The 23,950-nt window shown below is 71.7% G+C and carries 24 protein-coding genes and 1 tRNA gene; 11 read left to right on the top strand and 14 right to left on the bottom strand.

Features of this window, described 5'->3' with window-relative positions; all coding sequences use genetic code 11:
- Window positions 1-165 precede the first annotated feature (165 nt).
- From K4B79_RS45635 to K4B79_RS45605, 7 genes are all read left to right on the top strand, one after another.
- Complete coding sequence (locus K4B79_RS45635) at window positions 166-630, top strand: hypothetical protein (RefSeq protein ID WP_232033376.1); 465 nt, start codon at window positions 166-168, stop codon at window positions 628-630.
- Between the two features lie 28 nt (window positions 631-658).
- Window positions 659-1,084: an NUDIX domain-containing protein gene (locus tag K4B79_RS45630; protein WP_232033375.1), complete on the top strand. Its 426-nt coding sequence runs from the start codon at window positions 659-661 to the stop codon at window positions 1,082-1,084.
- Between the two features lie 90 nt (window positions 1,085-1,174).
- On the top strand, window positions 1,175-2,035 hold the full coding sequence (locus tag K4B79_RS45625) for a bifunctional DNA primase/polymerase (protein WP_232033374.1): 861 nt from the start codon (window positions 1,175-1,177) through the stop codon (window positions 2,033-2,035).
- A gap of 2 nt (window positions 2,036-2,037) precedes the next feature.
- Window positions 2,038-3,516, top strand: a complete 1,479-nt coding sequence (locus K4B79_RS45620; protein ID WP_232033373.1) for an ATP-binding protein — start codon at window positions 2,038-2,040, stop codon at window positions 3,514-3,516.
- 456 nt (window positions 3,517-3,972) lie between these two features.
- The gene (locus K4B79_RS45615; RefSeq protein ID WP_232033372.1) at window positions 3,973-4,212 is read left to right on the top strand and encodes a helix-turn-helix transcriptional regulator; all 240 of its coding nucleotides are present in this window, start codon (window positions 3,973-3,975) and stop codon (window positions 4,210-4,212) included.
- Window positions 4,213-4,298: 86 nt separating this feature from the next.
- Entirely contained in the window at window positions 4,299-5,555 is a 1,257-nt protein-coding gene (locus K4B79_RS45610) for a tyrosine-type recombinase/integrase (protein WP_232033371.1), read from the top strand.
- Between the two features lie 370 nt (window positions 5,556-5,925).
- The gene (locus K4B79_RS45605) at window positions 5,926-7,110 is read left to right on the top strand and encodes a hypothetical protein (protein ID WP_232033370.1); all 1,185 of its coding nucleotides are present in this window, start codon (window positions 5,926-5,928) and stop codon (window positions 7,108-7,110) included.
- A 52-nt stretch (window positions 7,111-7,162) separates the two neighbouring features.
- On the opposite strand, the gene K4B79_RS45600 is transcribed toward K4B79_RS45605, so the two are convergent.
- The 3 genes from K4B79_RS45600 to K4B79_RS45590 all read right to left on the bottom strand — a co-directional run bounded on the left by K4B79_RS45600 (window position 7,163) and on the right by K4B79_RS45590 (window position 9,880).
- Window positions 7,163-8,707, bottom strand: a complete 1,545-nt coding sequence (locus tag K4B79_RS45600; RefSeq protein ID WP_232033369.1) for a serine/threonine-protein kinase — start codon at window positions 8,705-8,707, stop codon at window positions 7,163-7,165.
- A complete protein-coding gene (locus tag K4B79_RS45595; RefSeq protein ID WP_232033368.1) occupies window positions 8,704-9,495 on the bottom strand; it encodes a serine/threonine protein kinase in 792 nt (263 codons plus the stop codon). The genes K4B79_RS45600 and K4B79_RS45595 overlap by 4 nt, the downstream gene beginning before the upstream one ends.
- 169 nt (window positions 9,496-9,664) lie before the next feature.
- Window positions 9,665-9,880 (bottom strand): cold-shock protein, encoded by a 216-nt coding sequence (locus tag K4B79_RS45590; protein WP_232033367.1) that lies wholly within the window; start codon window positions 9,878-9,880, stop codon window positions 9,665-9,667.
- A gap of 71 nt (window positions 9,881-9,951) precedes the next feature.
- On the opposite strand from K4B79_RS45590, the gene K4B79_RS45585 reads away from it, so the two are divergent.
- Window positions 9,952-10,395 carry a pyridoxamine 5'-phosphate oxidase family protein gene (locus K4B79_RS45585; RefSeq protein WP_232033366.1) on the top strand — a complete coding sequence of 148 codons (444 nt, stop codon included), beginning with the start codon at window positions 9,952-9,954 and terminating at the stop codon, window positions 10,393-10,395.
- Window positions 10,396-10,444: 49 nt separating this feature from the next.
- On the opposite strand, the gene K4B79_RS45580 is transcribed toward K4B79_RS45585, so the two are convergent.
- From K4B79_RS45580 to K4B79_RS45565, 4 genes are all read right to left on the bottom strand, one after another.
- On the bottom strand, window positions 10,445-11,869 hold the full coding sequence (locus tag K4B79_RS45580) for a Cys-Gln thioester bond-forming surface protein (protein ID WP_232033365.1): 1,425 nt from the start codon (window positions 11,867-11,869) through the stop codon (window positions 10,445-10,447).
- 273 nt (window positions 11,870-12,142) lie between these two features.
- Window positions 12,143-12,652: a single-stranded DNA-binding protein gene (locus tag K4B79_RS45575; RefSeq protein ID WP_232033364.1), complete on the bottom strand. Its 510-nt coding sequence runs from the start codon at window positions 12,650-12,652 to the stop codon at window positions 12,143-12,145.
- A 272-nt stretch (window positions 12,653-12,924) separates the two neighbouring features.
- Window positions 12,925-15,018, bottom strand: coding sequence for a YfjP family GTPase (locus K4B79_RS45570; RefSeq protein WP_232033363.1), 2,094 nt, complete (start codon window positions 15,016-15,018; stop codon window positions 12,925-12,927).
- A gap of 3 nt (window positions 15,019-15,021) precedes the next feature.
- Window positions 15,022-16,629 carry a dynamin family protein gene (locus tag K4B79_RS45565; RefSeq protein WP_232033362.1) on the bottom strand — a complete coding sequence of 536 codons (1,608 nt, stop codon included), beginning with the start codon at window positions 16,627-16,629 and terminating at the stop codon, window positions 15,022-15,024.
- Window positions 16,630-16,949: 320 nt separating this feature from the next.
- Between K4B79_RS45565 and K4B79_RS45560 the strand changes: the two genes are divergently transcribed.
- Window positions 16,950-17,022 (top strand) — tRNA-Arg (locus K4B79_RS45560).
- A gap of 32 nt (window positions 17,023-17,054) precedes the next feature.
- Here K4B79_RS45560 and K4B79_RS45555 read toward each other — a convergent pair.
- Window positions 17,055-18,482, bottom strand: a complete 1,428-nt coding sequence (locus K4B79_RS45555; RefSeq protein WP_232033361.1) for an NAD(P)/FAD-dependent oxidoreductase — start codon at window positions 18,480-18,482, stop codon at window positions 17,055-17,057.
- Between the two features lie 127 nt (window positions 18,483-18,609).
- On the opposite strand from K4B79_RS45555, the gene K4B79_RS45550 reads away from it, so the two are divergent.
- Both K4B79_RS45550 and K4B79_RS45545 read left to right on the top strand, forming a co-directional pair.
- Complete coding sequence (locus tag K4B79_RS45550; RefSeq protein ID WP_232033360.1) at window positions 18,610-19,569, top strand: D-2-hydroxyacid dehydrogenase family protein; 960 nt, start codon at window positions 18,610-18,612, stop codon at window positions 19,567-19,569.
- Between the two features lie 187 nt (window positions 19,570-19,756).
- Window positions 19,757-20,050 (top strand): chaplin, encoded by a 294-nt coding sequence (locus K4B79_RS45545; protein WP_232033359.1) that lies wholly within the window; start codon window positions 19,757-19,759, stop codon window positions 20,048-20,050.
- Between the two features lie 85 nt (window positions 20,051-20,135).
- Here the strand turns inward: K4B79_RS45545 and K4B79_RS45540 are convergent, their stop codons facing one another.
- The 6 genes from K4B79_RS45540 to K4B79_RS45515 form a co-directional block, all read right to left on the bottom strand.
- Entirely contained in the window at window positions 20,136-21,002 is an 867-nt protein-coding gene (locus K4B79_RS45540; RefSeq protein ID WP_232033358.1) for a tyrosinase family protein, read from the bottom strand.
- Entirely contained in the window at window positions 20,986-21,474 is a 489-nt protein-coding gene (locus tag K4B79_RS45535) for a tyrosinase cofactor (RefSeq protein WP_232033357.1), read from the bottom strand. Before K4B79_RS45535 ends, K4B79_RS45540 begins: the two co-directional genes overlap by 17 nt.
- Before the next feature lie 226 nt (window positions 21,475-21,700).
- Entirely contained in the window at window positions 21,701-22,216 is a 516-nt protein-coding gene (locus tag K4B79_RS45530; protein WP_232033356.1) for a hypothetical protein, read from the bottom strand.
- A 124-nt stretch (window positions 22,217-22,340) separates the two neighbouring features.
- Entirely contained in the window at window positions 22,341-22,925 is a 585-nt protein-coding gene (locus K4B79_RS45525; protein WP_232033355.1) for a vitamin K epoxide reductase family protein, read from the bottom strand.
- A complete protein-coding gene (locus tag K4B79_RS45520) occupies window positions 22,925-23,422 on the bottom strand; it encodes a DUF5949 family protein (protein WP_232033354.1) in 498 nt (165 codons plus the stop codon). Before K4B79_RS45520 ends, K4B79_RS45525 begins: the two co-directional genes overlap by 1 nt.
- A gap of 194 nt (window positions 23,423-23,616) precedes the next feature.
- Window positions 23,617-23,904, bottom strand: coding sequence for a hypothetical protein (locus K4B79_RS45515; protein WP_232033353.1), 288 nt, complete (start codon window positions 23,902-23,904; stop codon window positions 23,617-23,619).
- Window positions 23,905-23,950: the final 46 nt, after the last annotated feature.

The raw sequence follows: 23,950 nt of genomic DNA, 5'->3' as shown, positions 1-23,950 counted from the left end.
ACTCCCCAACCCCCTCCCCGGCACGCATCCCCCGCACTGATCAGCGAAAACATCATTTCGGGGAGGCGGGGAGGCATACAGGTCAGCACCCCGAAAACCCCCTCCACAGCGCCCCTCGAAGGGGGTGCCCCTGCCTCCCCGGACCACCCTTCGAAGGGATTCCGCATGTACCCCGAACACCCCACCCACACGCCCGCCGAACGGGCCGTGGACGTCCACCGACCCACCCCCATCACCCCCGCCGCCATCCACCCCGCACCGGTCGTGCCGATGCAGCCGGGCACGGTGCCGTCGGTGGCGAGCGTCGTCCTGCCCGACGGCCGCGTCGTCACCGGCTACGCCATCAACCCCGCACAGCCCGAACCGCTCGCCACCAAGCCGACCATCTCCCGCGCGGCCGTGAACGTCGCCCTCGGAGGCGTCGGATTCCTCGCCGTCTGCGGCGGCCTGCTCCTGCTCACCACCTTCATCACCGCCCTCACCGCCCTGATCACCCAGCTGATCACCCTGGCCGCCGTGATCTTCGGCGGCTGGATCGCCGTGCAGGTGTTCAGCACCCGCGGCCACCACGACGGGACCACGGTCCACATCCGCAAAGCGATCTTCAAGCGCAACCACTTCCACGGCTGAACCCCCGACCAGGAATCGAGAGCTGAACATGACCGAGACCTTCGAGACCATCCGCTACACCGCCGACGTGGTGTGCATCCGGGACGGCGCCGTCCTGCTGATCGAGCGGGGCTGGCCCCCGCACCAGGGACAGTTCGCCCTGCCCGGCGGGCACGTCGACCCCGGCGAGACCTCCCGCACCGCCGCCGCCCGCGAACTGCTGGAAGAGACCGGCGTCCACGTCGACCCCTGGGACCTGACCCTGATCGGCGTCTACGACGCCCCCGACCGCGACCCGCGCGGCCGGTACGTCACCGCCGCCTACCTGGTGACCGTCCCCGCCGACACCACCGCGCACGCCGGAGACGACGCCGCCGCCGTCCGCTGGACCCCACTCGAAGACGCCCGGGGCCTCGCCTTCGACCACACCGACATCGTCACCAACGCGCGGTACCGGCAGAACAGCCCCTTCTAGCTACGCCAAGGGCGGCCCCCTCATCTCGCCAAAGAACGCGGGGCCGCCCTTGTCCACCTGCCACTGACTGACTTGTGGAGGTCTCCCAGCATGACGCAACCCACCGACATCCGGCGAGTGCCCGAGGTGCTGCGCCTCGCGCTGGACCTCGCCGAGGCCGGCATCCCGCCGCTGCCGCTCCGGCGCGGCAAGGTCCCCTTCGGTAACTGCCCGGCCTGCAAGGACGGCGCCTGCGGCGGCCGGCCGCTCATGAAGAGCGGCGGCCCCTGCCACTGCCCCGCCCCGTGCCACGCGTGGGCCGCCGCCACCACCGACCCTGACGTCCTGACCTCGCGGCCGTGGGCACGCGCCTGGCAGCACGCGGTGGACGTCGCCTACCACCCCGGCGGCGCCGGACTGACCGTGGTCGACCTCGACAACGCAGACGCCATCGAGTGGGCCCGCCAGACGCTGCCCGCCACCCGAATCGTGGTCACCACGCGCGGGGAGCACTGGATCTACCAGGGCGTCATGCCGTCCTCGAACGCGGTCCATCCTGGCGTGGACATCAAGTCGGCCATGTCCTACGCCCGGTGGCGCGGCTACGGCACCGGCACCCCGGCCGCCCTACCGGAGGTCGTGCGCGCGCTGGCCGTGAAGGAACCCACCTCGGTCCGGCCGGCACCGCACACCGTCACCGTGCCCGTCGGCACCGGGGAGTGCCAGCACCGCACGCCCACCTACCTCGATCGTGGCATCGCCATGGCGGAGCGGCAGATCACCGCAGCTTCCAGCGCGGTCCACACCACCGTCTACCGGACGTTCCTCGCCGTGCTGGGCACGCATGGCCGGTGCGGCTGCCTCACAGACGCCCACATCCAGCGGCTGTTCACCGCCGCTCAGGCCAAGGGCGAGACGCTGCGGCACTGCACCGATGCGTGGACCAACGCCCGCACCCGGTTGGGGCTGTGACCATGTCCGACGACGACAAGAACCCCGCCCGCCAGGTCATCACCGACTACGCCCAATCCCACTTCCGCTACTTCCGCACCGCCGACGGCACCGTGTACGCGCAGAAGAACGGCCACCCGGTGGCTCGCCCGATCCGCTCCCAGGGCACCACCGGCAGCCACCGCCAGGAACTCATGGTCGGACTGTTCCGCGACGGGGTCGGCGTGTTCAACGGCACTGCCCTCAAGGAGGCGTTGGACTTGATCGAAGCGTTGGCGCTGACCGAGGACGTGCAGCCCGTGCACATCCGCGTCGCCCCCGGCTACGACGGGGCGACCTGGCTGGACCTCGGGCGCAGCGACGGGCAGTCCGTGCGTATCCACCCCACCGGATGGGACATCCGCACCCCGGACCCGCAGGAAGTCTGCTGGCGGCGCACCCAGCTCACCGGGGAACTGCCCCTGCCGGTCAAGGACACCAACGGCAAGGGCATTGATCAGCTGCTGCGGCTGTGCAACTTCGCCGGCGCCGAAACCGAGTGCCTGGCTATCGCCTGGCTGATCGGCTGCCTGGGTCCCACCGTGCCCGTCCCGGCCCCGTTCCTCACCGGCCCCCAGGGCGCGGGCAAGTCCACCGGCGGACGCATGCTCGTGCGGATCATCGAGGGCATGAGCGGAGACCTGCGCCGCGCCCCGAAGGATGAAGAGAACCTGATCACAGCGGTGGCAGCCGGGTGGGTCACCGCCCTGGACAACCTCTCCCACATGACCCCGGAGCTCTCCGACGCGATGTGCTGCATCGTGACCGGAGCCGAGAACGTCAAACGCGCCCTGTTCACCGACGGGGACGTCTTCCGCGTCGGCTACCGCCGCCCCCTGCTGATGACCGGCATCGACGTCGGCGTCATCCGCCCCGACCTCGCCGAACGGCTATTGCCCCTGCGGCTCGAACGCCCCCGCATCCGACGCACCGAAGCGGAACTGTGGGCGGACTTCGCAGAGGTCCTGCCCGTCATCCTCGGCTCGCTCCTGGACCTCACCGTGCAGGTGCGCGCGGCGCAGGCGGACATCCCGACCGACCTGCGCATGGCCGACTTCGCGCACCTGTGCGCCCAACTCGACGCCGCCACCGGCCTCGGGGCACTCACCGCCTACCGGGCCAGCCTGGACGACCTCAACGACGACGTCATCGAGGGCGACCTGTTGGCACAGACCGTGCTCAAACGCGCCGCCGGCCTCGACCCGGGCACCGAGCAACGGATGACGTCCGCCGAATGGCTGCACTGCCTCACAGGCCTCTACACGGGCGAGGAGTGCCGTCCCCTGCCTAAAGGGTGGCCGACCACCGGCAAGGTCCTCTCAGACCGCCTCAAGCGCCTTCAGCCCACCCTCGCGGCCCGGGGCGTCCTCATCGAATGGGGACGCACCAACACATCCCGCTACATCGAGATCGCACGACCGCCCACCGCACCGCCCCCGCACGAGCAGGAAGCGGCCTTCTGACTGCCCGTCACCGCGCCTGCCCGCACAAGCAAGAAGAGCACCCGGCGCCAGGCGTGCTCTTCTTGCTGTTCGGCGGCAACGCCGCCCTGCGATGGACGCGCCGCGAAGCGGCTCCTTCTTCACGCGCTGAGCCGCGCACCACAAACAGACACCACCCCCTCTTCGTCCTAAGAGGGAAGACGCTGCGTCACCTGCGTCACCCACACCCCGCAAACGGCGCGTGACCTGCCCAAACAGCGGTGACGCAGACGCCCCATTCCTGCGTCACCCCGCGTCACCCGCGTCACCCGGTGACGCAGGTCTGCGTCACCGGTGACACACCCTCCCAACCCTGCGTCACCCGAAAGCCGCAGGTCAGAGGCGTGAATGACGCAGGTGACGCGGGTGACGCAGAAATCCGCACCTCGGACACACGCAGGCCCCCCACCCCATCCCGGACATGAGGAGTCACCAGTCATGGCCACCGAAGAGCCGACCGACCCGCGCGCCCTCCTGCGCGGCGGACTCCCGGACCGCTACCTCACCCCCGAAGACCTGGTCACCCTGTTCAGCCTCCCCAGCGTCGAAACCGTCTACCAGTGGCGCCGCAAGCGCATCGGACCGGCTGGCTTCCGCGTCGGCCGCTACCTCCGCTTCAACCCCGCCGCCGTACAGGCATGGGAGGCCGAACGCACCGGCCTCGAAGACGCCGCCTGAGACTGCCGCCCCCGCACCACCTAACTCCCGGGGAGGGCCGCACCGTGGCCCTCCCCGTCCCATGCTCGGAAGGGACAACGCCCCACATGGCTGGCCACATCCAAGACCGCTGGTTCAAGACCGAGACCAACGCCGCCGGCAAGACCGTCCGCGTCAAGACCGACCGCCACGGCATCGGCCTGCGCTACCGCGCCCGCTACATCGGCCCCGACGGCACCGAGAAGTCCAAGAGCTACCCCGACGGACAGAAGCGTCTCGCCGAGAAGTGGCTGACGCGGATCGAAGCGGACATGGACGCTGGTCAGTACATCGATCCGAAAGCCGGGAAGATCACGTTTCGTGAGTACGCCGAAAAGTGGTTGGGCGGTCTGACGACGGACCCGGTGAGTCAGGAAGTCGTGGACAGGCGGATTCGCCTGCACGCGATCCCTCATCTGGGGGCGCGCCCGATGGGGTCATTCAAGCCTGAGCACATGCGTACGTGGTTGAACCGTCTCAACTCAGCAGTGCCTAACGGTACGTACCGCCGGGCGATCTACGACTCGGTGTCGTCGGTGTTCAACGCTGCGGTGGACGATGGTGTGATCAAGTCGAACCCCTGTCACGCACAGTCCGTCAAGCCCCCGATTCCCGAGGACCGGCTAGTCGTGCCGTGGACCAAGGAACGCGTGCTGAGCGTGCGCGAGGGACTGCCCGCTCGGTACGCGGCCACCGTAGACGTCGGCGCGGGCTGCGGACTCCGGCAGGGGGAGATCCTCGGGCTCGCCGTGGACAACCTCGACTTCGATACGGGTTGGGTGCACGTGCGCCAACAGGTCAAGCGGGTGGGCGGCAAGCTGGTCTTCGCCCCGCCGAAGCGTGGCAAGTTGCGGGACACGCCGCTCAGCCCGGTGGTTGCAGCAGGATTGCGTGAGCACATGGCACAGTTCCCGCCCGTGGCAGTCACACTGCCCTGGAAGACGCCGGACGGGACGCCGGTCACACTGAAGCTCGTCTTTACCAACGGCGTGGGAAACGCTATCAGGCGCAGCTACTTCGATGACTTCGTGTGGAAACTCGCTCTGTCCCGCGCTGGCGTCATCCCGCCCAAGGAGCCTGGCCAGCGCTACGCCGCCGCTCCGGATGACGGCATGCACGCGCTGAGACACTTCTACGCCTCGGTCGTTCTGGAAGCTGGGGGAAGCATCAAGGCCCTGAGTACGTATCTGGGACACTCCGACCCCGGATTCACGCTGCGGATCTACACGCACCTGATGCCGAGCAGTGACGAGAAGGCGCGGGCGGCAGTCTCGTCCGTGTTCCAGCGCGTTAGCCCGGTGCGGGAGCTCCCGGCAGCAGCGTGACGGCCCACAGACGGCCCACGGCCCCACGACAGCCCCTGTCCGGTGATTCCACCGCTGGTCAAGGGCTGTTTGGCGCCTTGAAGGCGGCAGAAACACCCCATCTTGCCTGAGGTCCACCCTCGGGTGGTAACCCATATGGTCGGGCGGCTGTGAGCTGGGGGTCCGCCGGTCGCGTGGGTGCTGGGTCGGGTGTGCGCGCAGTCGATGGGGCCGGGGTCGGCCGGCCGTCACCCTGACATTCGTCAGGGACCGCTGGGGGCGTCCGCTGCCTAGGGTTCGAGTCTTCGTCCTCGCTCCGCACGCTCACCGCGAAAGGAACGATCATGCGCAGACTCCTCCGCGTCTCGCCGCCCCTCGGGGAGGGGCGCACGTGAGGCGCCGACTTGTCGCCACCGTCGCCTCGCTGCTCCTGGTCTGCGGCGCGGCCGGGTCCGCCGTCGCCGACACCCCGTCCGCGCGGCCCGCGGCGGCCGCCGCCGCGTCCGTGCAGGTGCCGGCCGGCGTCACCGCCGGGGTCGCCGTCTTCGACCGGCAGGCCGGCGTGTTCACCGAAGAGCTCAACACGAGCACCAAGTTCCGGTCGGCCTCCATCGTCAAACTGCTGATGGCGCTGGACTACCTGTGGAACCGGGGCCCCGACTACGTCGTGCCGCCCGGCGACCGGGCCTGGCTGGAGCCGATGCTGCGCAGCAGCAAGGACGGACCGGCCAACACCTACTGGTCGGACAACGGCGGCCCGGCGATCGTCACCCGGATGGCGCGCGCGGACCGTCTCAACCTGCAGGACACCACACCGCCGCCCACCGGCTACGAGGGTTTCTGGGGCTACAGCGCGATCTCCGCCCGCGACACCGTGAAGATCTACCGCTATCTGCTGGACACGGCGCCCGCCCCGGTGCGCGACTTCATCATGGGCAACCTGCGCCAGTCCACGCGCTGCGCGTCGGACAGCTTCGACCAGCACTTCGGCATCGCGGGGGCGTTCCAGAAGCCGTGGGCGGTGAAGCAGGGCTGGTCGGGGGGAACCGCGTTCGAGGCGGGCACGTGCACCCCGGCGGGCGGGACGCCCACCGCCACCGCTTCAGCCACCTCGCGTACGACGGCCCCCGCCGTGCTCCCTGCCACGGCCGCCGACGTGAACCTGTCCCTCCCCGCGCTGCACAGCACGGGGACCGTGGGTGCCGGCGACCGGAACATCGTGGCCGTGTACACCCTGCACCAGGCCGGCACGTCGTACGGCAAGGCGTACACGGACATCGGCCGGCTGACCCGTTCCCTGAACGTCCCTGGCGCGGCCCGGCCCGCGGGGTGGTGGTACGGCACCTGGAGCGACCATGTGAACGTCCGCCGGAACCCGAACACCGAGGGCGATCCGATGACCAAGCTCCCGGCGGGTGTCGAGGTGCTGGTGGGCTGCCAGAAGCGGGGGCAGCAGGTCTCGGTGCCGCCGTACACCAACGACTGGTGGGCCTATCTGCCCCAGTACGGCGGCTGGATCACCAACATCTACATCAGCTCGCCCGACAACAAGATGCCGGACGTGAAGGACTGCTGAGCGGCGTGGACCGCTGAACGGCGTGGACCGCCGAGCGGCGGGCTCCGCCACGTCACCGCTGGTACGCGGCGAGGTGGCGGAGCACCTCGTCGACATGCGGCCGCACCCGCTCGGGCACGCCGCCCTCGTCGATGACCGTGCGGTCGCTCGTGCGGTAGCCGGCCGCGATCAGCGCGGGGAGGTCGGCGGCGGGCATCTTGGCCTGTTTGAACTGTTGGTCGAGCCAGCACACGTACAGACTCATCGTGTGGATCGCGTCCGCCGGCGACCAGTGGTCCTTGTCGCCGTCGCCGTCACCGTCCACCGCCCAGGCCCGGAAGACCGACGGCGTCCACATGGCGATGCCGAACTCCTCGTCCCCCGGGCGGGCCGCGGTCGCGTCGAAGCCGCTCTCCGTCTTGATCATGGCGGCGAGCAGGGCGGGCGTGATCTCCGCGTCGGTGCAGCGCCGGGCGGCACTCACGATGATCGGACGCAGCGCCTTCGGTACGTCGGAGTTCTCCGGGATCTCCCCTGCGAGCGGACTGGGCGTGTCGCTGACGACGGCGGCCGTCTCGCGCTTCGGGTCCTCGTCGTGGTCGTCGTCGGCGGCGCCCCCGAGCAGCGCGGCCCCGGCGACGGCGGCGGCCGTCACCGCGACCAGTGCCGTCGCGGCGAACGGCAGCAGCCGGCGCCGGCGGGGAGTACCGGCGAGTGCCGCGACCCGGGCCGCGAGGCTCGCGGCGGTGTGGCGGAGGCGGCCCGCGTGGTCCGGTGCCAGACAGTCCGCGACGAGCCGGCGCCAGCCGTCGTCCAGTCCGGCGTCGAGACGCAGCGGCGCGGTGCCCCGGGCGTAGGCCTGGGCGGCGAGCGAGCGGGCACGGGCGGTGGCGCCGGGGAACGGGTGGAGGCCGCCGCTGAGCACCTGGTGGGCGAGGACGCCGAAGGCCCAGATGTCGGCGGTGGGACGCACCACCGCCCCGTCCGCTCCGGTGCGCTGCGACCACCACTCGGGCGGCAGATGGTCGAGCGTGCCGATCGGCGGTACGTGGGCGTGGGTGCCGTCGAGTTCGGTGGCGAGACCGAAGTCGGCGAGCCAGACCTCACCGTCCGCGCCCAGCAGGACGTTGGCGGGTTTGAGGTCGCCGTGGACCCAGCCGGCCTCGTGCATGTGGGCCAGCCCGACGGCGACACCGCGCAGGATCCGCACCGCGTCGGGGACCGGGCGCCCGGTGGCGGCGGCGTCCAGCACCTGGCGCAGACTGGCCTCGGCGCGGTCCATGACCAGCGCGATCGCTCCGTCCAGGGCGGGCAGGTCCGGCGCGTCGACGGTGCACACGGCGTGGGTCCGGACGAGGTGGGGGTGGTCCGCCTCGGTACTGAACCGCACCTCGCGCGCGACCAGTTCGCCCAGCGCGGCACGCTGGCCGGGTGCCAGGGTGCCGGCCGGCAGCACCTTCACCGCCACCGTGGTGCCGTCCGCGACCGCGCGGGCCTCGTACACGGTCCCCCAGCCGCCCGAGCCGATGACCGCGCCGAGCTCCCAGTCCCCGACGCGGAAGCCCGACGGCAGGCGTGGCGTCGCGAGGGCGTCCTCCTCGGCGCCGGGCCGGGTCATGCGCGGATCTCCTGGGCGAGGGGCCGTCTGCGGGTCGGCAGCAGGGCGAGATGCTCCTCCCGCACCAGGCCGAAGCGCAGGGCGAAGGAGGCCAGCCCGGCGCGCTTGGCACCGGTGCGGCCGCCGCCCTCCGTGCCGGGCTCGTCGCCCAGGTCCAGGCGCAGCTTCGTACAGGCCAGGTAGTCGATGTGGTAGTTCACGGCGGAGCGGGTCAGGTCCCGGCAGCTCTCCAGCGGGCGCAGTCGCTCCACGATGTCCCCGACGCCCGGCAGCGCGCTGTCCGAGGGGTCGCGCAGCCGCGGCTCGCACAGCGCCACCAGCACCAGGAAGTACTTGGCCGTCGCGTCGAGCGCGTAGGGGTGCACGGTCTGCTCACCGGCACCGGGCGCGGACCGCTCGTCCAGGTAGGCGTGTTGCGGGGCGAACACCTTGAACTCGGCGGTCCCGCTCAGCGCGGGCAGCACGACCCGGGAGAACTCGAAGGGCACCGGCGCCCCGAGCCGCCCCGGCGCGACGGTGAGGTACTCGCCGGCGCCTTCCAGGTTCTCGACCACGTACGCCGCGTCCTGACTGAAGTTGGACAGGCGCCAGTAGTCCTCGGCCGCCTCCAGCCGACCCGCGCGCCGGGAGATCCCGGGGTCGGGCAGGACGATGGAGACTCCTCCGCCGGGCAGTCCGCGACCGAAGTCGGCCACGTCGCCCGGTCCCATGTGCAGCAGTTGGGGCCTGCCCGCGCCGACGGCGTCCGACCGTGACGGCCCGGGCGGCTGGACGATGATCGTTTCCATGCCGGCTCTCCCCCGATGTGATCGCCAGGATTCTATGAGGCGGCTGCGACTGCCTCCGCCCGGAGTGATGCGTGACCGGGCGCCGCGGTTCCCTACGGCGGCGGATGGTCGGTCCGCCGGGAGCCACGACACCGCGAGCATCACGGGTCACGCCATGCGCCGCAACCCTCTACGGCACGATGCTCACCGCGCGGTAGTCGTAACCGTCCTGCCGGAAGCCCGGCGCCTCCCAGTCGAGGTCCACCCGCTGCCCGGGGGCGAGCGAACGGAAGCCGTCCGCCTGGATGTGGGAGAAGTGGCCCCAGCAGCCGCCCGGGGTCTCCGGGCAGTCGAGCACACCCCAGCCCTCCTCGTCGTGCCACTCACGCACGGTCGCAGTCACCATGGACGAACCCTAGGGTCCCGCCCCTCAGAGGCCTTATGGCTTTTCCGTGAGGAGCCGGGTGGGATGGGCCCATGACCGATCCCGTGTCCCCGCCCGACCTGGCATCCCCGTCCGATCCGCCGTCTCCGGCCACGCCGCCCCTTCGCGACCGCCTCGCCGAGGAGTGGAACGCGTGGCTGTGCACCGTCCGCCCGGACGGGTCTCCCCATGTGACGCCCGTCTGGTTCGTCTTCCGGGACCACACGTGGTGGATCGGCACGGACGGCAACTCGGTCAAGGTCCGCAACATCGAGAGGTTCCCGCGGGTGTCCCTCACCCTGGAGGACGGCCGCTTCCCCGTGGTGGCCGAGGGAGACGCCGTCCCGCACCGCGACCCGTTCCCCGAGGCGATCAAGGCCGCCTTCGCCGCGAAGTACGACGGCTGGGACGTCTCCGTCCCGTACCGGCCGGACGGCGGCCGCGTGCTCCTCGAAGTCCCCGTACGACGCTGGCTGTTGACCGGCACCGCCCAGTGACCGCCGGCCCGGCGGCCGACCACCGGCCGTCCGGGCGCGCGTGGGCGGCTCAGTCCTGCGTCTGCCGCTTCCGAACGAGGATCAGCGCCGCCCCACCGATCAGCACCAGCCCGATGGCGACACCCCCGATGACCGGCGTCGCGCCGGAGCTGCCGGTCTCGGCGAGGTTCACGTCCGAGGTGGTGTCGCTCATCGTCGCCGGGTTCGGCTCGCCGAGCGTCTGCGTCTGGGTCGAGGCACCGCCCGCGCTGCCCTGCGTACGGCAGTCGAGGACACCGCTGAACCGCTGTTCGGCGCCGCCGGGCAGCACGACGGCGAAGTCGTACGCCTGGTCCTCCTGAAGCGGGATCGTCACCGTCCGGGTCTCGCCCGCCGCGATGGTGTACTCGGCCCCCAGCAGCGGGAAGCCGAACTCCTCGTCACCCTCGTTGACCGCGGTGATGTCGAGGCCGCCCTCGGCGCAGTTCCTGACCGCGGACAGTGCCGGTATCGCGCCCTGCTCCGCCCAGGTCGCGCTCGCGGTCGCCGAGACGGTCGACTCGCTGGAGCCGGCCAGGATCTGTGTCTGGCTGCGGCCCTCCGAGGCGAAGGCGCGGCCCACGGGAACCGTCGTCGAGGCCTGGACGGTCAGGTCGGCCGAGCCGGCCGCCGCGTCCTCGGGCACGTCGAAGAACAGCTGGCTGCCGTTGATCGCGGAGGTGACGACCTTGCCGGCCTTGTCGAGGACGCGTACCCCGGTCGTCGCGGCGTCCGCCGGCGGGGTCACCGTCACACCGGCCGCGTTGGTGTGCACGGTCACCGGGCCGAGCAGTCCGCCGGGGCGGCCGGAGACCGCCGGGGGGTCGAGGGCCAGGGAGGCGGCGGGCTCGGCCAGCTTGCGGGCGCTCTTCTCCAGGTAGTCCGCGAGCTGCTCGGCCTGCGGGTCGACGGCGTCCACGACCGCGCCGTCCGAGTAGCGCCAGATGGCCACCTGGGTGCCGGCCGCCGCGTCCTGCTCGGTGAGGCCCCCGGACACCCTCGCCCTGGCGGCGAGCGCGGCGAGGTCGTTGACCTGCGGGTAGGAGTTCTGGAGGATCCAACGGATCTTTCCCGCGTCCTTGTTGGCGCCGAGGGAGGTGCCGCTCCACGAGGTCTCGTGGTACTTGGCGTCCCGCTGCGTGGGGTTGCGCAGGTCCACGCAGTACGTCTGGAGGGTGCCACCGCCCTCGACGGACATCTCGAACAGCCCCGCCGACACCGTCAGATCGCCGGTCGCGTCGTGTATCACGGCGTCGCCGTATGTCTTCAGGCCCCCTATGGTGGCGGTCGCCCCGCCCTGGGTCTGTGTCGTCCCGTCGGCGGTCGCGGGGGCCGCCGACGCGGGGCCGGCCGCGGCCAGCACGCCGACGGCGACGAGCCCGGACACCACCGTCGAGGCGACGAGGCGGCCTGCCCCTCGCCCGCGCGCCGACAGCGCGGAGAACGAAGAAAACACGGAATTCCCCTTCGAGCAGGACCTGTTGGCACGTGGGGGTAGGTCCCACCAGCAGAATCAGTAGCCCCGAGAGCTGTGTTCGGCATCCTAGGGAAAGCGCGCACCACGCTTCCCCGTGATCCCGTCGGACGGCGGATCCGACTCGGAATCGTTATCGCCAAGATCACTTGTGAGCAGGGCTTATCGACAAATCCACCGCCGTCGCACGGGCATGCCTTCGCCGATAAGCCGCAGTTCGGTCAGCGTCGCGTCGCCGAACGACGTGACGTCATGTCACGTCACCATCGCGGGTTCCGCGCGTCGTTGGGCACCGGCGTCCGCGACCGGCGTCTCCCAATCCGGCTCCGGCTGCGCGGAATCACCGGCACCACCACCCGTACCGGGACCAGTACCAGGACCGACACCGGACGCCGTCACCACCTCCCCCGGTTTCGCGCGCCGGAAGGCCGAGGTACCCCGCGCGAGATCGTGACCGATCGCCACGGCGTCGATGTCCACCGAGGTCCGGGGCTGGCCGTCGCGCGCGTCCGTCCGCACCCTCAACCGGCCCTGCACGACGACCGGATCGCCCACGTTGAGCGACGCCGTCGCGTTGGTGGCCAGCTGGCGATTGGCCCACACCGTGAAGAAGTTGGTGTGCCCGTCCGTCCACACGTTCTTCTCGCGGTCCAGATAGCGGGCGGTCACCGCCAGCCGGAAGCGTGTGGACGCCCCCGTCGCGAGCTCCCGGTACACCGGCTGCGTGGCCACGTTGCCCACCACCGCGACCATGGTCTCGTTCATCTCGTACCCCTCCCTCACCCGGCCGCCGGGGCCGGGCGGACACACGTACGGGCCCGTCCCGTACGGCTGCTTCCGTCTTCGTCACGACCGCGTCCGCCGCGATCACGTGAAGCCAGACTGCCTCCGCCGGGCCGAGCCCGCCGAGCCCTGTGGACCACCGCCCACCTGTGGATATCTCCGTCACCCGTACGAGGGAACCGGGCTCCCACCCACCCGGGTCACACCGTCGCCCCCACCACTCGTCCAGGTCACACCCCCACCACCCATCCAGGTCACACCCCCGCCCCCACCACCCGCCCGTACTGCTCCCGCACTTCCCGGTACCGCAGCAACTCCGCCGCCACCGGATCCAGCACCCGCGCCCGCCCGCACCCCGCGGCCGCCTCCCGAAGCCGCCGCTCGGCCTCCGTGCCGTAGCGCCGGGCGGGCCCGCGTGCCGCGATCCGGCAGCTCCACTCGACGAGCGGGCCGCCGACGATGCCGGCCACCATCAGCAGCACCGGAACCCCCAGGTTCGGCGCCATGAACCCGATGATCTGCCCCAACAGCCACAGCCCGCCGACGACCTGGAGGATCGTCATGGACGCCTGCGCCAGCACGGCCACCGGCCACCAGCCCGGCCGCGGCGGCCGCCCCGGCGGCAGTCCGGCCCGCACCGCCAGTTCGTCCAACGCCTCGGGCAGCCCCTGGGAACCGCGTACGGCCGCCTCCCGCACCGCCTGGGCCCACGGCGCCGGGAGCCCCGTAGAGGCCCGCTCGGCCAGCGTCCGCACCGCCTGCTCGACCCGCTGGCGCGCGGTGGCCTCCTCGTCCGCCTGGGTGCGCAACAGCACCCGTCCCGTGGCGGGCTCGCGCCGGTCCTCGTACCAGCGCCACAACCGCAGCCAGGGCGTCCCGCACGCCCGTCCGGCGTTGCGCAGCCACGCGCGCTCGGCGGCCTCACCCGCCGCGGTGGCCCCCACCGCCTCCGCGAGCCGCGCGGCGAACTCGTCCCGCGCCTCCTCGCTCAGCCCGGTGCGCCGCCCGGTGGCGTAGACGGGCCGCAGCCGCCACGCGGCGGCGTCCACGTCGGCCGCGATCCGCCGCGCCGGGGCCCCGCGTTCCGCCACGAACTGGCCGAGCGCCTCCCGGAGTTCACCGATACCGTCGCCGGTGAGCGCGGACAGCGCGAGCACGGTCGCGCCCGGTTCGCCGTACTCCCCCAGCGCGATCCCGTCCTCGTCGAGCAGCCGCCGCAGATCGTCGAGGACCTGCTCGGCGGCCTCCCCGGGCAGCCGGTCGATCTGGTTGAGGACGACGAACATGATCTCCGCGTGGCCCGCCATCGGCCGCAGATAGCGCTCGTGCAGGACCGCGTCGGCGTACTTCTCCGGATCGACGACCCAGATGACCGCGTCCACCAGCGCCAGGATCCGGTCCACCTGCTCGCGGTGCTGCACGGCGGCCGAGTCGTGGTCGGGCAGATCGACCAGCACGAGCCCGCGCAACTGCGCCTCCGACTGCGCGCTCTGCACCGGCCGCCGGCGCAGCCGTCCCGGAACTCCCAGCCGGTCGATGAGGGTCGCCGCCCCGTCGCTCCAACTGCACACGATGGGCGCCGCCGTGGTGGGCCGTCGTACGCCCGTCTCCGAGATGGTCACCCCGGCCAGCGTGTTGAACAGCTGGGACTTGCCGCTCCCGGTCGCGCCCGCGATCGCGACGACGGTGTGCTGCCCGGACAGCCGCCGCCGCGCCACCGCCTCGTCCAGCACCCGGCCCGCCTCGGCGAGCGTCCGGCTGTCCAGCCGCGTACGCGAGAGCCCCACCAGTTCGCGCAGCGCGTCGAGCCGGGACCGCAGGGGACCGTCGTAGGCCAAGGGGGCAACCGTCTGGGGAGCGGACGCCCTGGTCTCCAGTACGACGGGCTGCGCGGCGGTCTCTTCGGTGACCCGCCGCGCGATGAGCCCGTCGTCCCAGGCACCCTCGGAATCCCCCCTCACGCGCGCGTGGCGGCCGTTCGCGGCCTTCTCGACCCGCGCGGGCTCCTCGGGAACCGTGTCCCCCACGGGCTTCTCCTCGGCCGCGCGGCCGTCTGTATCGGCATCCCAGGGATCGCCTCCCTCGGACGCGCCCTCTTCGGACACGGCTTCGGACACGACTTCAGGCACGGCTTCAGGCACGGCTTCGGATACGACGTCCTCGGCCGGGGCGGGCCCCGAGTCACCGGCGCCCTCCACACCCTCTGCGCACTCTGGGCCCTCCGCAGCTTCCGTGCCCTCCACACCCTCCGTGCCCTTCACATGACCCGCACGCTCCGCGCGCCCCCCGTGATCCGTGTGTTCCGTGTCTTCCGTGTGGTCCTGGTCCTGGTCTGTGACGGCGGTCACCGGTCACCTCTCCTTCTGCAGCACGGACAGCGCGGCGATGAGTTCGGCCTGGGGTTCGGGGTGGACTTCCAGTGCGTCGAGGGGGGCGAGGCGGCGCTCGCGTTCGGTGTGCATGACCCGGTCGAGATGGTCGGCGAGCAGCCGCCCGCCCCGGTCGCGCAGCCGCAGCGCCCCGTGCGCGCCGATCCGTTCGGCGAGCCCCTCCCCGGCGGGCCGGGCCCGGCGACCGCCCAGCAGCGCGGTGGCGACGAGCGCGGCGATCATCTCGGGATCCGGCGCGACAGAGCGGTCGAGGTCGCGGATCTCCTCCTCGGCGAACTCCTCCAGCTCCCGCCGCCACCGTCGTACGGCCATGCCGATCCGGTGCTCGGCGCTCTCCAGGGACGGGTCCCGGCCGCTCAACTCCGGAGCGTCGGCCGCCGGCTCGCGCCGCCAGGCGTCGTCGACGCGCTCGTCGGCGGCGGTGACCGCGCACAGCAGGAGCGCGCCCAGGCTCTCCACCAGGGCGTCGAGGAGCTCGCTCGCGGTGCAGTCGAGCGGGAAGGCCCGCCAGCGTTTGAGGGCGTCCCCGGCGAGCACGGCCCCGGCCTGCAGACGCCCGCGCAGGCGCGCGTACTCGCTGTCGTACGCCGAGTCGACGGCGGAGGTGAGTCGCAGGGCGGCCGCGTACTGCGCGGCGGCGGCACCGGCCAGCTCGGGCATCCGGGACTTGAGCGAGTCCAGGACGCCGTACGCCGTGCGGGCCAGGGAGTGCTGACGGGCCGCCGGATCCTGCGCCTGCTGGACGAGCCAGGTGCGCAGCGAGGCCACGGCGGTGGCGGGCAGCAGTCCGCCGCCCCAGGCCGACTCGGGCAGTTCGGGCACGGTGAAGCGGGGCACGTCACCGAGTCCGGCCTTGGTGAGCAGCGCGCCGTACTGGCGCGAGACCTCGGAGACGACCTGGTGGGGCACCCGGTCGAGGACGGTCACGAGGGTGGCCCGGTACTCCTTGGCGGTGCGCAGCAGATGCCACGGGACGGCGTCGGCGTAGCGGGCGGCCGTGGTCACCATCACCCAGATGTCGGCGGCGCAGATCAGCTCGGCGGCGAGGACACGGTTGTCCGCGACGAGGGAGTCGATGTCGGGCGCGTCGAGGAGGGCGAGGCCGGGCGGCAGGGTGTCGGCGGTCTCGATCCGCAGCACGCGCGCGGGGTTCTCGCCGGGGAGCAGGAGCTCGTCGTCCGACTCCTGTTGGGGCACCCACACGCGGGTGAGGTCGGGCAGCACGCGCATGCCGCTGAACCAGTGATGGTCCTCCGGATGGCAGACGAGCACGGGGGTGCGGGTGGTCGGCCGCAGTACGCCCGCCTCGCTCACCCGCCGTCCCACGAGAGAGTTGACGAGGGTCGACTTGCCGGCCCCGGTGGAGCCGCCCACCACGGCCAGTAGTGGCGCTTCGGGCTGTCTCAACCGGGGCACCAGATAGTCGTCGAGCTGGGCGAGCAGTTCGTCGCGGTTGGCACGCGCGCGTGGCGCACCCGCCAGGGGCAGCGGAAAGCGTGCGGCGGCGACACGGTCGCGCAGGGCGGAGAGTGCGTCGAGCAGCTGAGGCCGTACGTCCAAGGTCACCACATGCGAAGAATGCCCAATTTTAGGGGAATTCTGAAGCATATGAGCATGTCTGCGCGCCGACGGAACACAAGGGATGGAAGGGGCGACTGGGACACAGGCACAGTCCAGGCATAACGAGTGCACAACACCCGGGGCGCAAGACGCCAAAAGCGGTGCACGATTCGTACCTGCCTGCGATTATCAGGACCGCTTCACCGAACCTCCACATCGAGCCACGGAGGCGAAGCAACAGGGACAAGGACGCGGGAGCCCTATCCTTGTCCCCGGCAACGTCACGGACCCGCCCACACCCGGGCACCCAAGACAGAGGCCACACACCGGCCCCCGTAGCTCAGTGGATAGAGCAGGCGCCTTCTAAGCGCTTGGCCGCAGGTTCGAGTCCTGCCGGGGGCGCAAGTCTCCGCCCTCCCTTCGGGAGGGCGTTTTCATTGGCTCTCCCTCGGGGTCCTCCTTCCTGCGAGTTTGTCCAGAAGTCGGCGTTCCGCTTCCGTGAAGCAGGGCTCGTGCAGCGGTGGGCGTAGTGGGCCGGCGAGGGCTGTCAGGAGTGTTCGCGGGGCGACGAGGGACGTGGGTGGGGCCTGGAGGGCCAGGACGTCTGTCAGGGCCGTGGCTGCGTGGAAGGAACCCATCGCGGTGCGGGACAGGCGGCTGATGTAACGGTGGAGAAGGCGGTCGGTGAGGCCGGGAGTTCTGCCGTTCGTGGTCGAGAAGTGGATGTCCTGGCCGGTGGAGAGAGCCCAGGCCGCATCCACGGGTCGGGCGACGGCCCGCTGGGCGCGTCGGGCGAGACCCGGTGCCGAGCCGTGCGCCCACAGGTTGCGCAGCGCCACGGCTCCCTGGGCGGCCACCGACATCCCCTGTCCGTACACGGGGTTGAAGGCCGCGACGGAGTCCCCGAGCGCCACCAGCCCCTCCGGCCACGCCCGGAGCCGTTCGTAGTAGTGGCGGCGGTTCGCGGTGCTGTGGGTGACGCTGACCTCGGTGAGGGGTTCGGCGTGGGTGAGGAGGTCGGCCAGGACGGGGTGGCGCAGGGTGCGGGCGAAGGGTTCGAAGGCGTCCGGGTCGCGTGTGGGCCGGCCGCCGGGCGCGCCCATCAGGCTGACGTGCCAGCGGTCCCCCTCGATCGGCAGGATGCCGCCCGATTTCGCGGGCCCGGGCAGCCGCGGGTCGGCCTGCACCCCGACGAAGGGCCAGCCCCGGGTGGGGACGGGAGCCCGGTAGACCCGGCTGGCGTAGACCAGCCCGGAGTCGACGTCGTCCTGGACGAGACCGGTGATGCCGAGCCCTTCCAGCCACCGGGGCAGCCGGGTGGCCCGGCCGGAGGCGTCGACGACCAGGTCGGCCGGCAGGTTCGTCTCCGTGCCGTCGGCTGCGCGCAGCCGCACGCCCGTGACGGCACGACGGTCGCCGAGCAGCCCGACGACCTTGGTGTGCGGGCGCAGAGCGACCCGGGAGTCCGCGAGCACCTGTTTCCGGACGACGAAGTCCATCAGGTCCCGGCTCGCGCTGATCAGTTGGTGGGTGGAGCGCCGCCAGCGCCGGTACCAGCCCTCGGGCGAGTGAACGATCATGTTCGTGGTCACGGGGATGCGGTGCGCCCCCGCGGCCGTCAGCAGATCACCGGCGCCCGGCAGCAGCGCCTCGACCGCCTCGATCCCGCCGGCCTGGAGGAAGTGGATGTGGACGGCCTGCGGGACACCGGTACGCGGCCCGGGCCCCTCGGGCACCTCATGGGCCTCGACGATCTCGACGGACCCCGCGAGATCCTTCACGGCCGCCGCCGCCAGCATCCCGGCCATGCTCGCCCCGACGACCACGACACGGGAGCCACCCCCACGTGACGCTCTCGACATACCTAACGCATCACCCATGCCCGAGATCCTCCCAGCCCCCGGCACCGCACACCATGCGCACCCCACCCGAACCCCCCGTAAAGTCAGCCTCCTTGACCGGAGAGGAACCGAAGGGAAGGGACCCCACGTGCCACTGCGCTGTGCCGTGCTCGACGACTTCCAGCAGGCGGCGACCGAACTCGCCGACTGGTCACCGCTCGCCGACGAGGTGGAGGTCGTCTCGTACGCCACCCACTTCCCCGACGAGGACACCCTCGCCGCGGCCCTCGCGGACGTCGACATCGTGGTCACCCTGCGCGAACGCGTCGCCTTCCCGGCCTCCCTGATCGCCCGTCTCCCCCGCCTGAAGCTGATCGTCGCCTCCGGCATGCGCAACTCCGTCATCGACTACGCCGCCGCCGAGGCGCACGGCGTCACGGTCTGCGGTACGGCGAGCTCGTCCACCCCGCCCGTCGAGCTGACCTGGGCCCTGCTGCTGGGCCTGGCCCGCGGGATCGTCGAGGAGAGCGGCGCCCTGCGGGCCAACGGCCCCTGGCAGCGGACGGTCGGCGCCGACCTGTACGGGCGCCGACTCGGGCTCCTCGGCCTCGGCAAGATCGGCAGCCGGGTGGCACAGGTCGGCCTCGCCTTCGGCATGCGGGTCACCGCCTGGAGCCAGAACCTCACCGCGGAACGCGCCGACGAGGTGGGCGTCGACCTCGCGCCGTCCAAGGAGGACCTCCTCGCGGGCAGCGACTTCGTCTCGGTGCACCTCGCGCTCGGCGACCGCACCCGCGGTCTGCTCGGCCCGGCCGAACTCGCCCTCCTCAAGCCGACCGCCTACCTGGTCAACACCTCCCGCGCCGCCATCGTCGACCAGGACGCCCTCCTCGCCGCCCTCCACGAGGGCCGCATCGCCGGCGCGGGCGTCGATGTCTTCGACATCGAGCCCCTCCCCGCCGACCACCCGATGCGCACGGCTCCCCGCCTGCTGGCCACGCCGCACCTCGGCTATGTCTCCCGCGCCAACTACGAGACGTACTACAGCCAGGCGGTCGAGGACATCCAGGCATTCCTGGCGGGTTCTCCGGTACGGCGACTCCCCTGACGCCTCCGTGCCCCCGCACCCCGCAGCTCCGCGCCCCCGCGCCTCCACGCCGCGCCGCCGACCCGGACCTCTGTTCAAAAAGAGTGATCCCCGCGCGATCGCCGTTACCAGCCGTGGGTGAGGGCGTTGAAGGGGGAGTGCGACGGCGCGTCCTGCCGTTGTGCTCACCGAGTCAAAGGAGAACGTGATGTCTCGCATCGCGAAGGTGGCGGGTGTCGCCCTCGGCACCGGTGCCGCGGTCCTCAGCGGCGCCGGCCTGGCCATGGCCGACGCGGGCGCCGACGGCAAGGCCGTGCACTCCCCGGGCGTCCTGTCCGGCAACCTGGTCCAGGTTCCGGTTCACGTCCCGGTCAACGTCTGCGGCAACACCGTCAGCGTGATCGGTCTGCTGAACCCGGCCTTCGGCAACACCTGCGCCAACGTGGACGGCAACGGCAAGGGCCACCCCGGCCCGGGCGGCGGCTACGGCTACGGCCACTGATCGACCGTACGCACCAGAGAGCCCCGGCATCTCCGAGCGCCGGGGCTCTCTCATGTCCGGGCGCGATGCCCGGCTCGCGACGGAATCACGCGTACCGGTAGATCCGGCCGTGGTCCTCCAGCTCGTCCGGCGTCACGTCCCACGGCGGCAGCTTCTCGTGCCGGGCGACGATCCGCCGGTACTGGGAACTGCCCGCGGCGGGCGGCTTGGCGGGCAGGTAGCGGTGCTCGCGGTGGCGGCGCTGCCAGCGGGACCAGCACAGGTCGACGAAGGCGTGGTGCATCCAGAAGACGGGGTCGTTGACGGACGCGCCGCCGACCATGACCCCGCCGACCCAGCGGTGCACCCGGTTGTGGTTGCGCCAGGCGGTCGGGCCGCTCCCGCTCCCCCACCCCTCCAGCTTGTTGCGGAACCCCTTGCCGACCGTCGAGTCCCAGGGCGAGCTGTCGTAGACCGGGTCCGCCAGGGCCCGCTCCAGGTCGCTCCTCGTCGGCAGCGCGATCGGGTCGGCGGACCGGCCGAGGTCCCGAGTGAGGTACTCCTCGTCGGTGATGTTCTCCCGCAGGGTCCAGTTGCCCTCCCGGTAGGCGAACGGGCCCGTGGTCACCTGCCGGTCCGAGCGCCGCCCTGTGCCGCCGAGCAGGTCTTTCGTCCAGGGCGCCGACGTCGTCGTACGGTCGCGCGTCCAGTCCCAGTACGGCACGGTCACCGAGGAGTCGACGCGGCGCAGCGCCCGCTCCAGCTCCAGCAGGAACCGGCGGTGCCAGGGCAGGAAGGAGGGCGCCATGTGCGCCGTCCGCAGGCCGCCCTCGCCGTCCGAGACGTAGTACTCGATGTGCATCCGTACGAACTCGTCGTACTCGCCCCTCCGTTTGACCTCCAGCAGCGCGTTCACGAACCGCCGCTTCTCGGCGGCGGTGAGCGTGCTGACGTCCTTACGCGTGTACGCCATCGCGTCCCCCATCGTGTCCCCCCATGTCTTCGGGTCCCCTCTCGCGCAGCTGCCCCGGCCCCAGTTCGTCGACCGCGGCACGGGCGGCCTCCAGGGGTGTGGCGTACGACCGGTAGTGGTCGACCATGCTCAGCCAGGTGCCGTCGGCGCGGCGCATCAGATGCAGCGGCCGTCCGTCGACGGTGACCTGCCAGCCGCCGTCGCCGAGGACGCGTCCGGCGGCGGCCGCCGAGGTCCTGATGCCGCGGATGTGGCGGCCCCGGTAGGTCTCGTCGAACACGACGTCCGCGGGCGGCTCGGCCGCGCGCAGTGAGCGGGAGACGGCGGCGAACGGGAGGAAGGCGACCGCGACGGCCGCCGGTCCGACCAGGCCGAGCAGCAGGTCCCGTCGGCTCCGCGCGGGCCCGCCTCTCGCCGTGCGCGCCGCCGAGGGTTCCCCGCCTACCGGTGCTCCGCCGACACTGATGACCATCGTCTGCTCCTCGTCCGGGTGGCTGCGCTTCGTTTGTCGTAGCGGTAACCGTCCGGCGGCCTCCGCGGTCACCGTCGGGCGGCCGGGAGGTGGACACGCGTACCCGGACAGCCGACGGGCCCGGGCGTGTTCGCCCGGGCCCGTCCGGTCGGCGGGTCGACCGGCCCTGGAGCCCGGTCGGCTCTGGAGGCCGGCCGGTCCTAGAGGCCAGCCCTGGAGCGCAGTCCTAGAGGCCGGTCCCCGTGGCGAGGTTCGCGCCCGGCACGGTCTGGAGGACCGGGGCGAGCACGCCCACCTGCGGGAGCTTGGTGCCCGGGAGGCCGAAGTTCTCGGGCTTCGGCGGGGTCAGCGGGGCGTCCACGCTCAGGCCGGGACCGAGCGTGCGCAGGTCGGAGACGGGCGCCTCGACGGCGACGTGGTCGAAGTCGTCCCCGAGGATGTGCGGCAGCGGAGCGCGCAGGCCCGCGCCCGGCAGCGCGCCGCTGACCGGCAGCTGGGGGATCACCCGCTCCGGGAGGAGGCGCCCCTCGACGTACTGCGGTCCCTCGGGTGCGCCCGGCACCAGCAGCGGGATCTCGCCGCCGAGCTTGGGCAGCTCCATGTTGAGGGAGTTCTCGACGCCCTCCAGCGGCACGGGGACCGGAACCGTGTCCACGGCGGCGGCGGGGGTCGCGGCGGCCCCCATCGCGGCCGCCACGCCCGTGATGACGGCGGCAAGGGTCCCTCGAGTGGTCGACTTCATGACAGGTACGGTCCTTTTCGGGGTTCGGGAACTCGACGTCCGTACCGCGTAACGATCCTGGGACAGTCTCCAGCGCAAGAATCCCCCGACTGCCGCAGTAGTACGACGTACGCCGGGGGAATTGTCAGTTCGTCCAGAAGTCCCACCATCGCGTCAGAATCAGCATTCCGATGATTCCGACGTGCAACAGCGGGAACACCCAGGTGAATTCACCGAGGAATGACCTGAAGGCTGCGGGCGCGGGCAGGAATTGCCGGCGTACGGCGAAGGACGTCACGTACCAGAACATGAGGATCGTGGCGACCCAGGCCAGGCAGCACCACAGGCACAGGGCGTTGATCCGGTACAGCGACTCGAACTGGAGCCAGGACACGAACCCGACGCCGAACAGGCAGCCCGCGGCGAAGGTCAGCCAGTACCAGCGGGGGAAGGCGGCGCCGGCCATCAGGCTCGCGCCGACGCAGACGACGACGCCGTAGGCGACCAGGCCCAGCATCGGGTTGGGGAACCCGAAGGCCGATGCCTGGTCGCTGGTCATGACGCTGCCGCAGGACACCACCGGGTTCAGGCTGCATCCCGGGGTGAAACCGGGGTCCTCCAGCAGCTTGAACTTGTCGAGGGTGATGACCCAGGAGGCCAGTAGCCCCGCGGCCCCGGTGAGCACCAGCAGGACGGCGAACGCGCGACTGCCGCCCGCGGCGCGTGCCATCAGCCGCGCAGGCTGCGGGCGGGGAGGACGATGTGGGCGGCCGCGTTCAGGGTCTCGTCCGCGCCCGCGAAGGCGGCCAGCGCCTCCGGCTCGACCGGCTTGCCCGGCTCGGCCTCGGGCCAGGGGCGGGTGGTGAACACGAAGTAGGCGAAGCCGCGTTCGCCGACGGCCGCGAGCCACTCCGGCGGCGGGGCGCACTGGGCGTTGAAGCCCGGCATGGTGACGACGGCCGAGCCGGACTCGACCAGCAGGCTGACCGGCAGGCTCGGCCGGCCGTTGCCGTCGACGAGGTCGCCGCCGACGGGCAGGCCGTTGTTCTCCAGCAGCGCTTCCACGGCGGCCGTGGAGCCCTCCGGGCCCGCGGCACCGTCACCGAGGGAGTAGGCGAGCAGGTAGGGCATGTCGCCGTCGGGGGCCTCGCCGCTCCAGGCCATGACGACGAGGGTGCCCAGGTCCGCGGCGCGGAAGGGGCGGGTTTCGCTTGAGGTTGAGGTCACCGCGCGACCTTATCGACGCCCCGGAATACGGCCGGACGTGTTCTCACCCGACCGGGCGATCGAGCACGGCCTGTCCACACGAACGGGGGACGCCACTCGAACAGCACGAAGGGCCGTCCCGTACGGATCGGCATACGCCGGTACGGAAACGGCCCTTTCGGCACCCATTCGGCGCTTTCTGCGCGAGAGGCGTTTCAGCCCTGGAGGGGAAGACCGCCGAGCAGTCCGCCGGAGTTCAGGGTGGTGGTCGCTTCCTTCACGGTGCTGAGCACGGAGTCCTTGTTCTCGGTGTTGAGCGCGTCCGACTGGTGCTGGAGCGGCATCACTTCGCGGGGCTGAATGTCGCCACTGGTGAGCGTGTTCACGGCGCCGTTGAGGCTGGTGGGCGTGACGTCGGCGGCGTCGTAGGCGAACGCGGGCGCGGCGGCACCGGCGAGAACCACGGAACCGGCAACTACAGCGGCAGCCTTCAGGGACTTCATCGCGTTCCTTTCTTCGGCAACTCATGTCACCAGAGGGAATTCTGAC

The sequence above is a fragment of the Streptomyces lincolnensis genome (assembly GCF_021173675.1).
In the GTDB taxonomy this organism is placed as follows: Bacteria; Actinomycetota; Actinomycetes; order Streptomycetales; family Streptomycetaceae; genus Streptomyces; species Streptomyces lincolnensis_B.
Note: the sequence above shows the minus strand (reverse complement) of the source record. Positions and strands in the feature narration are given on the sequence as shown.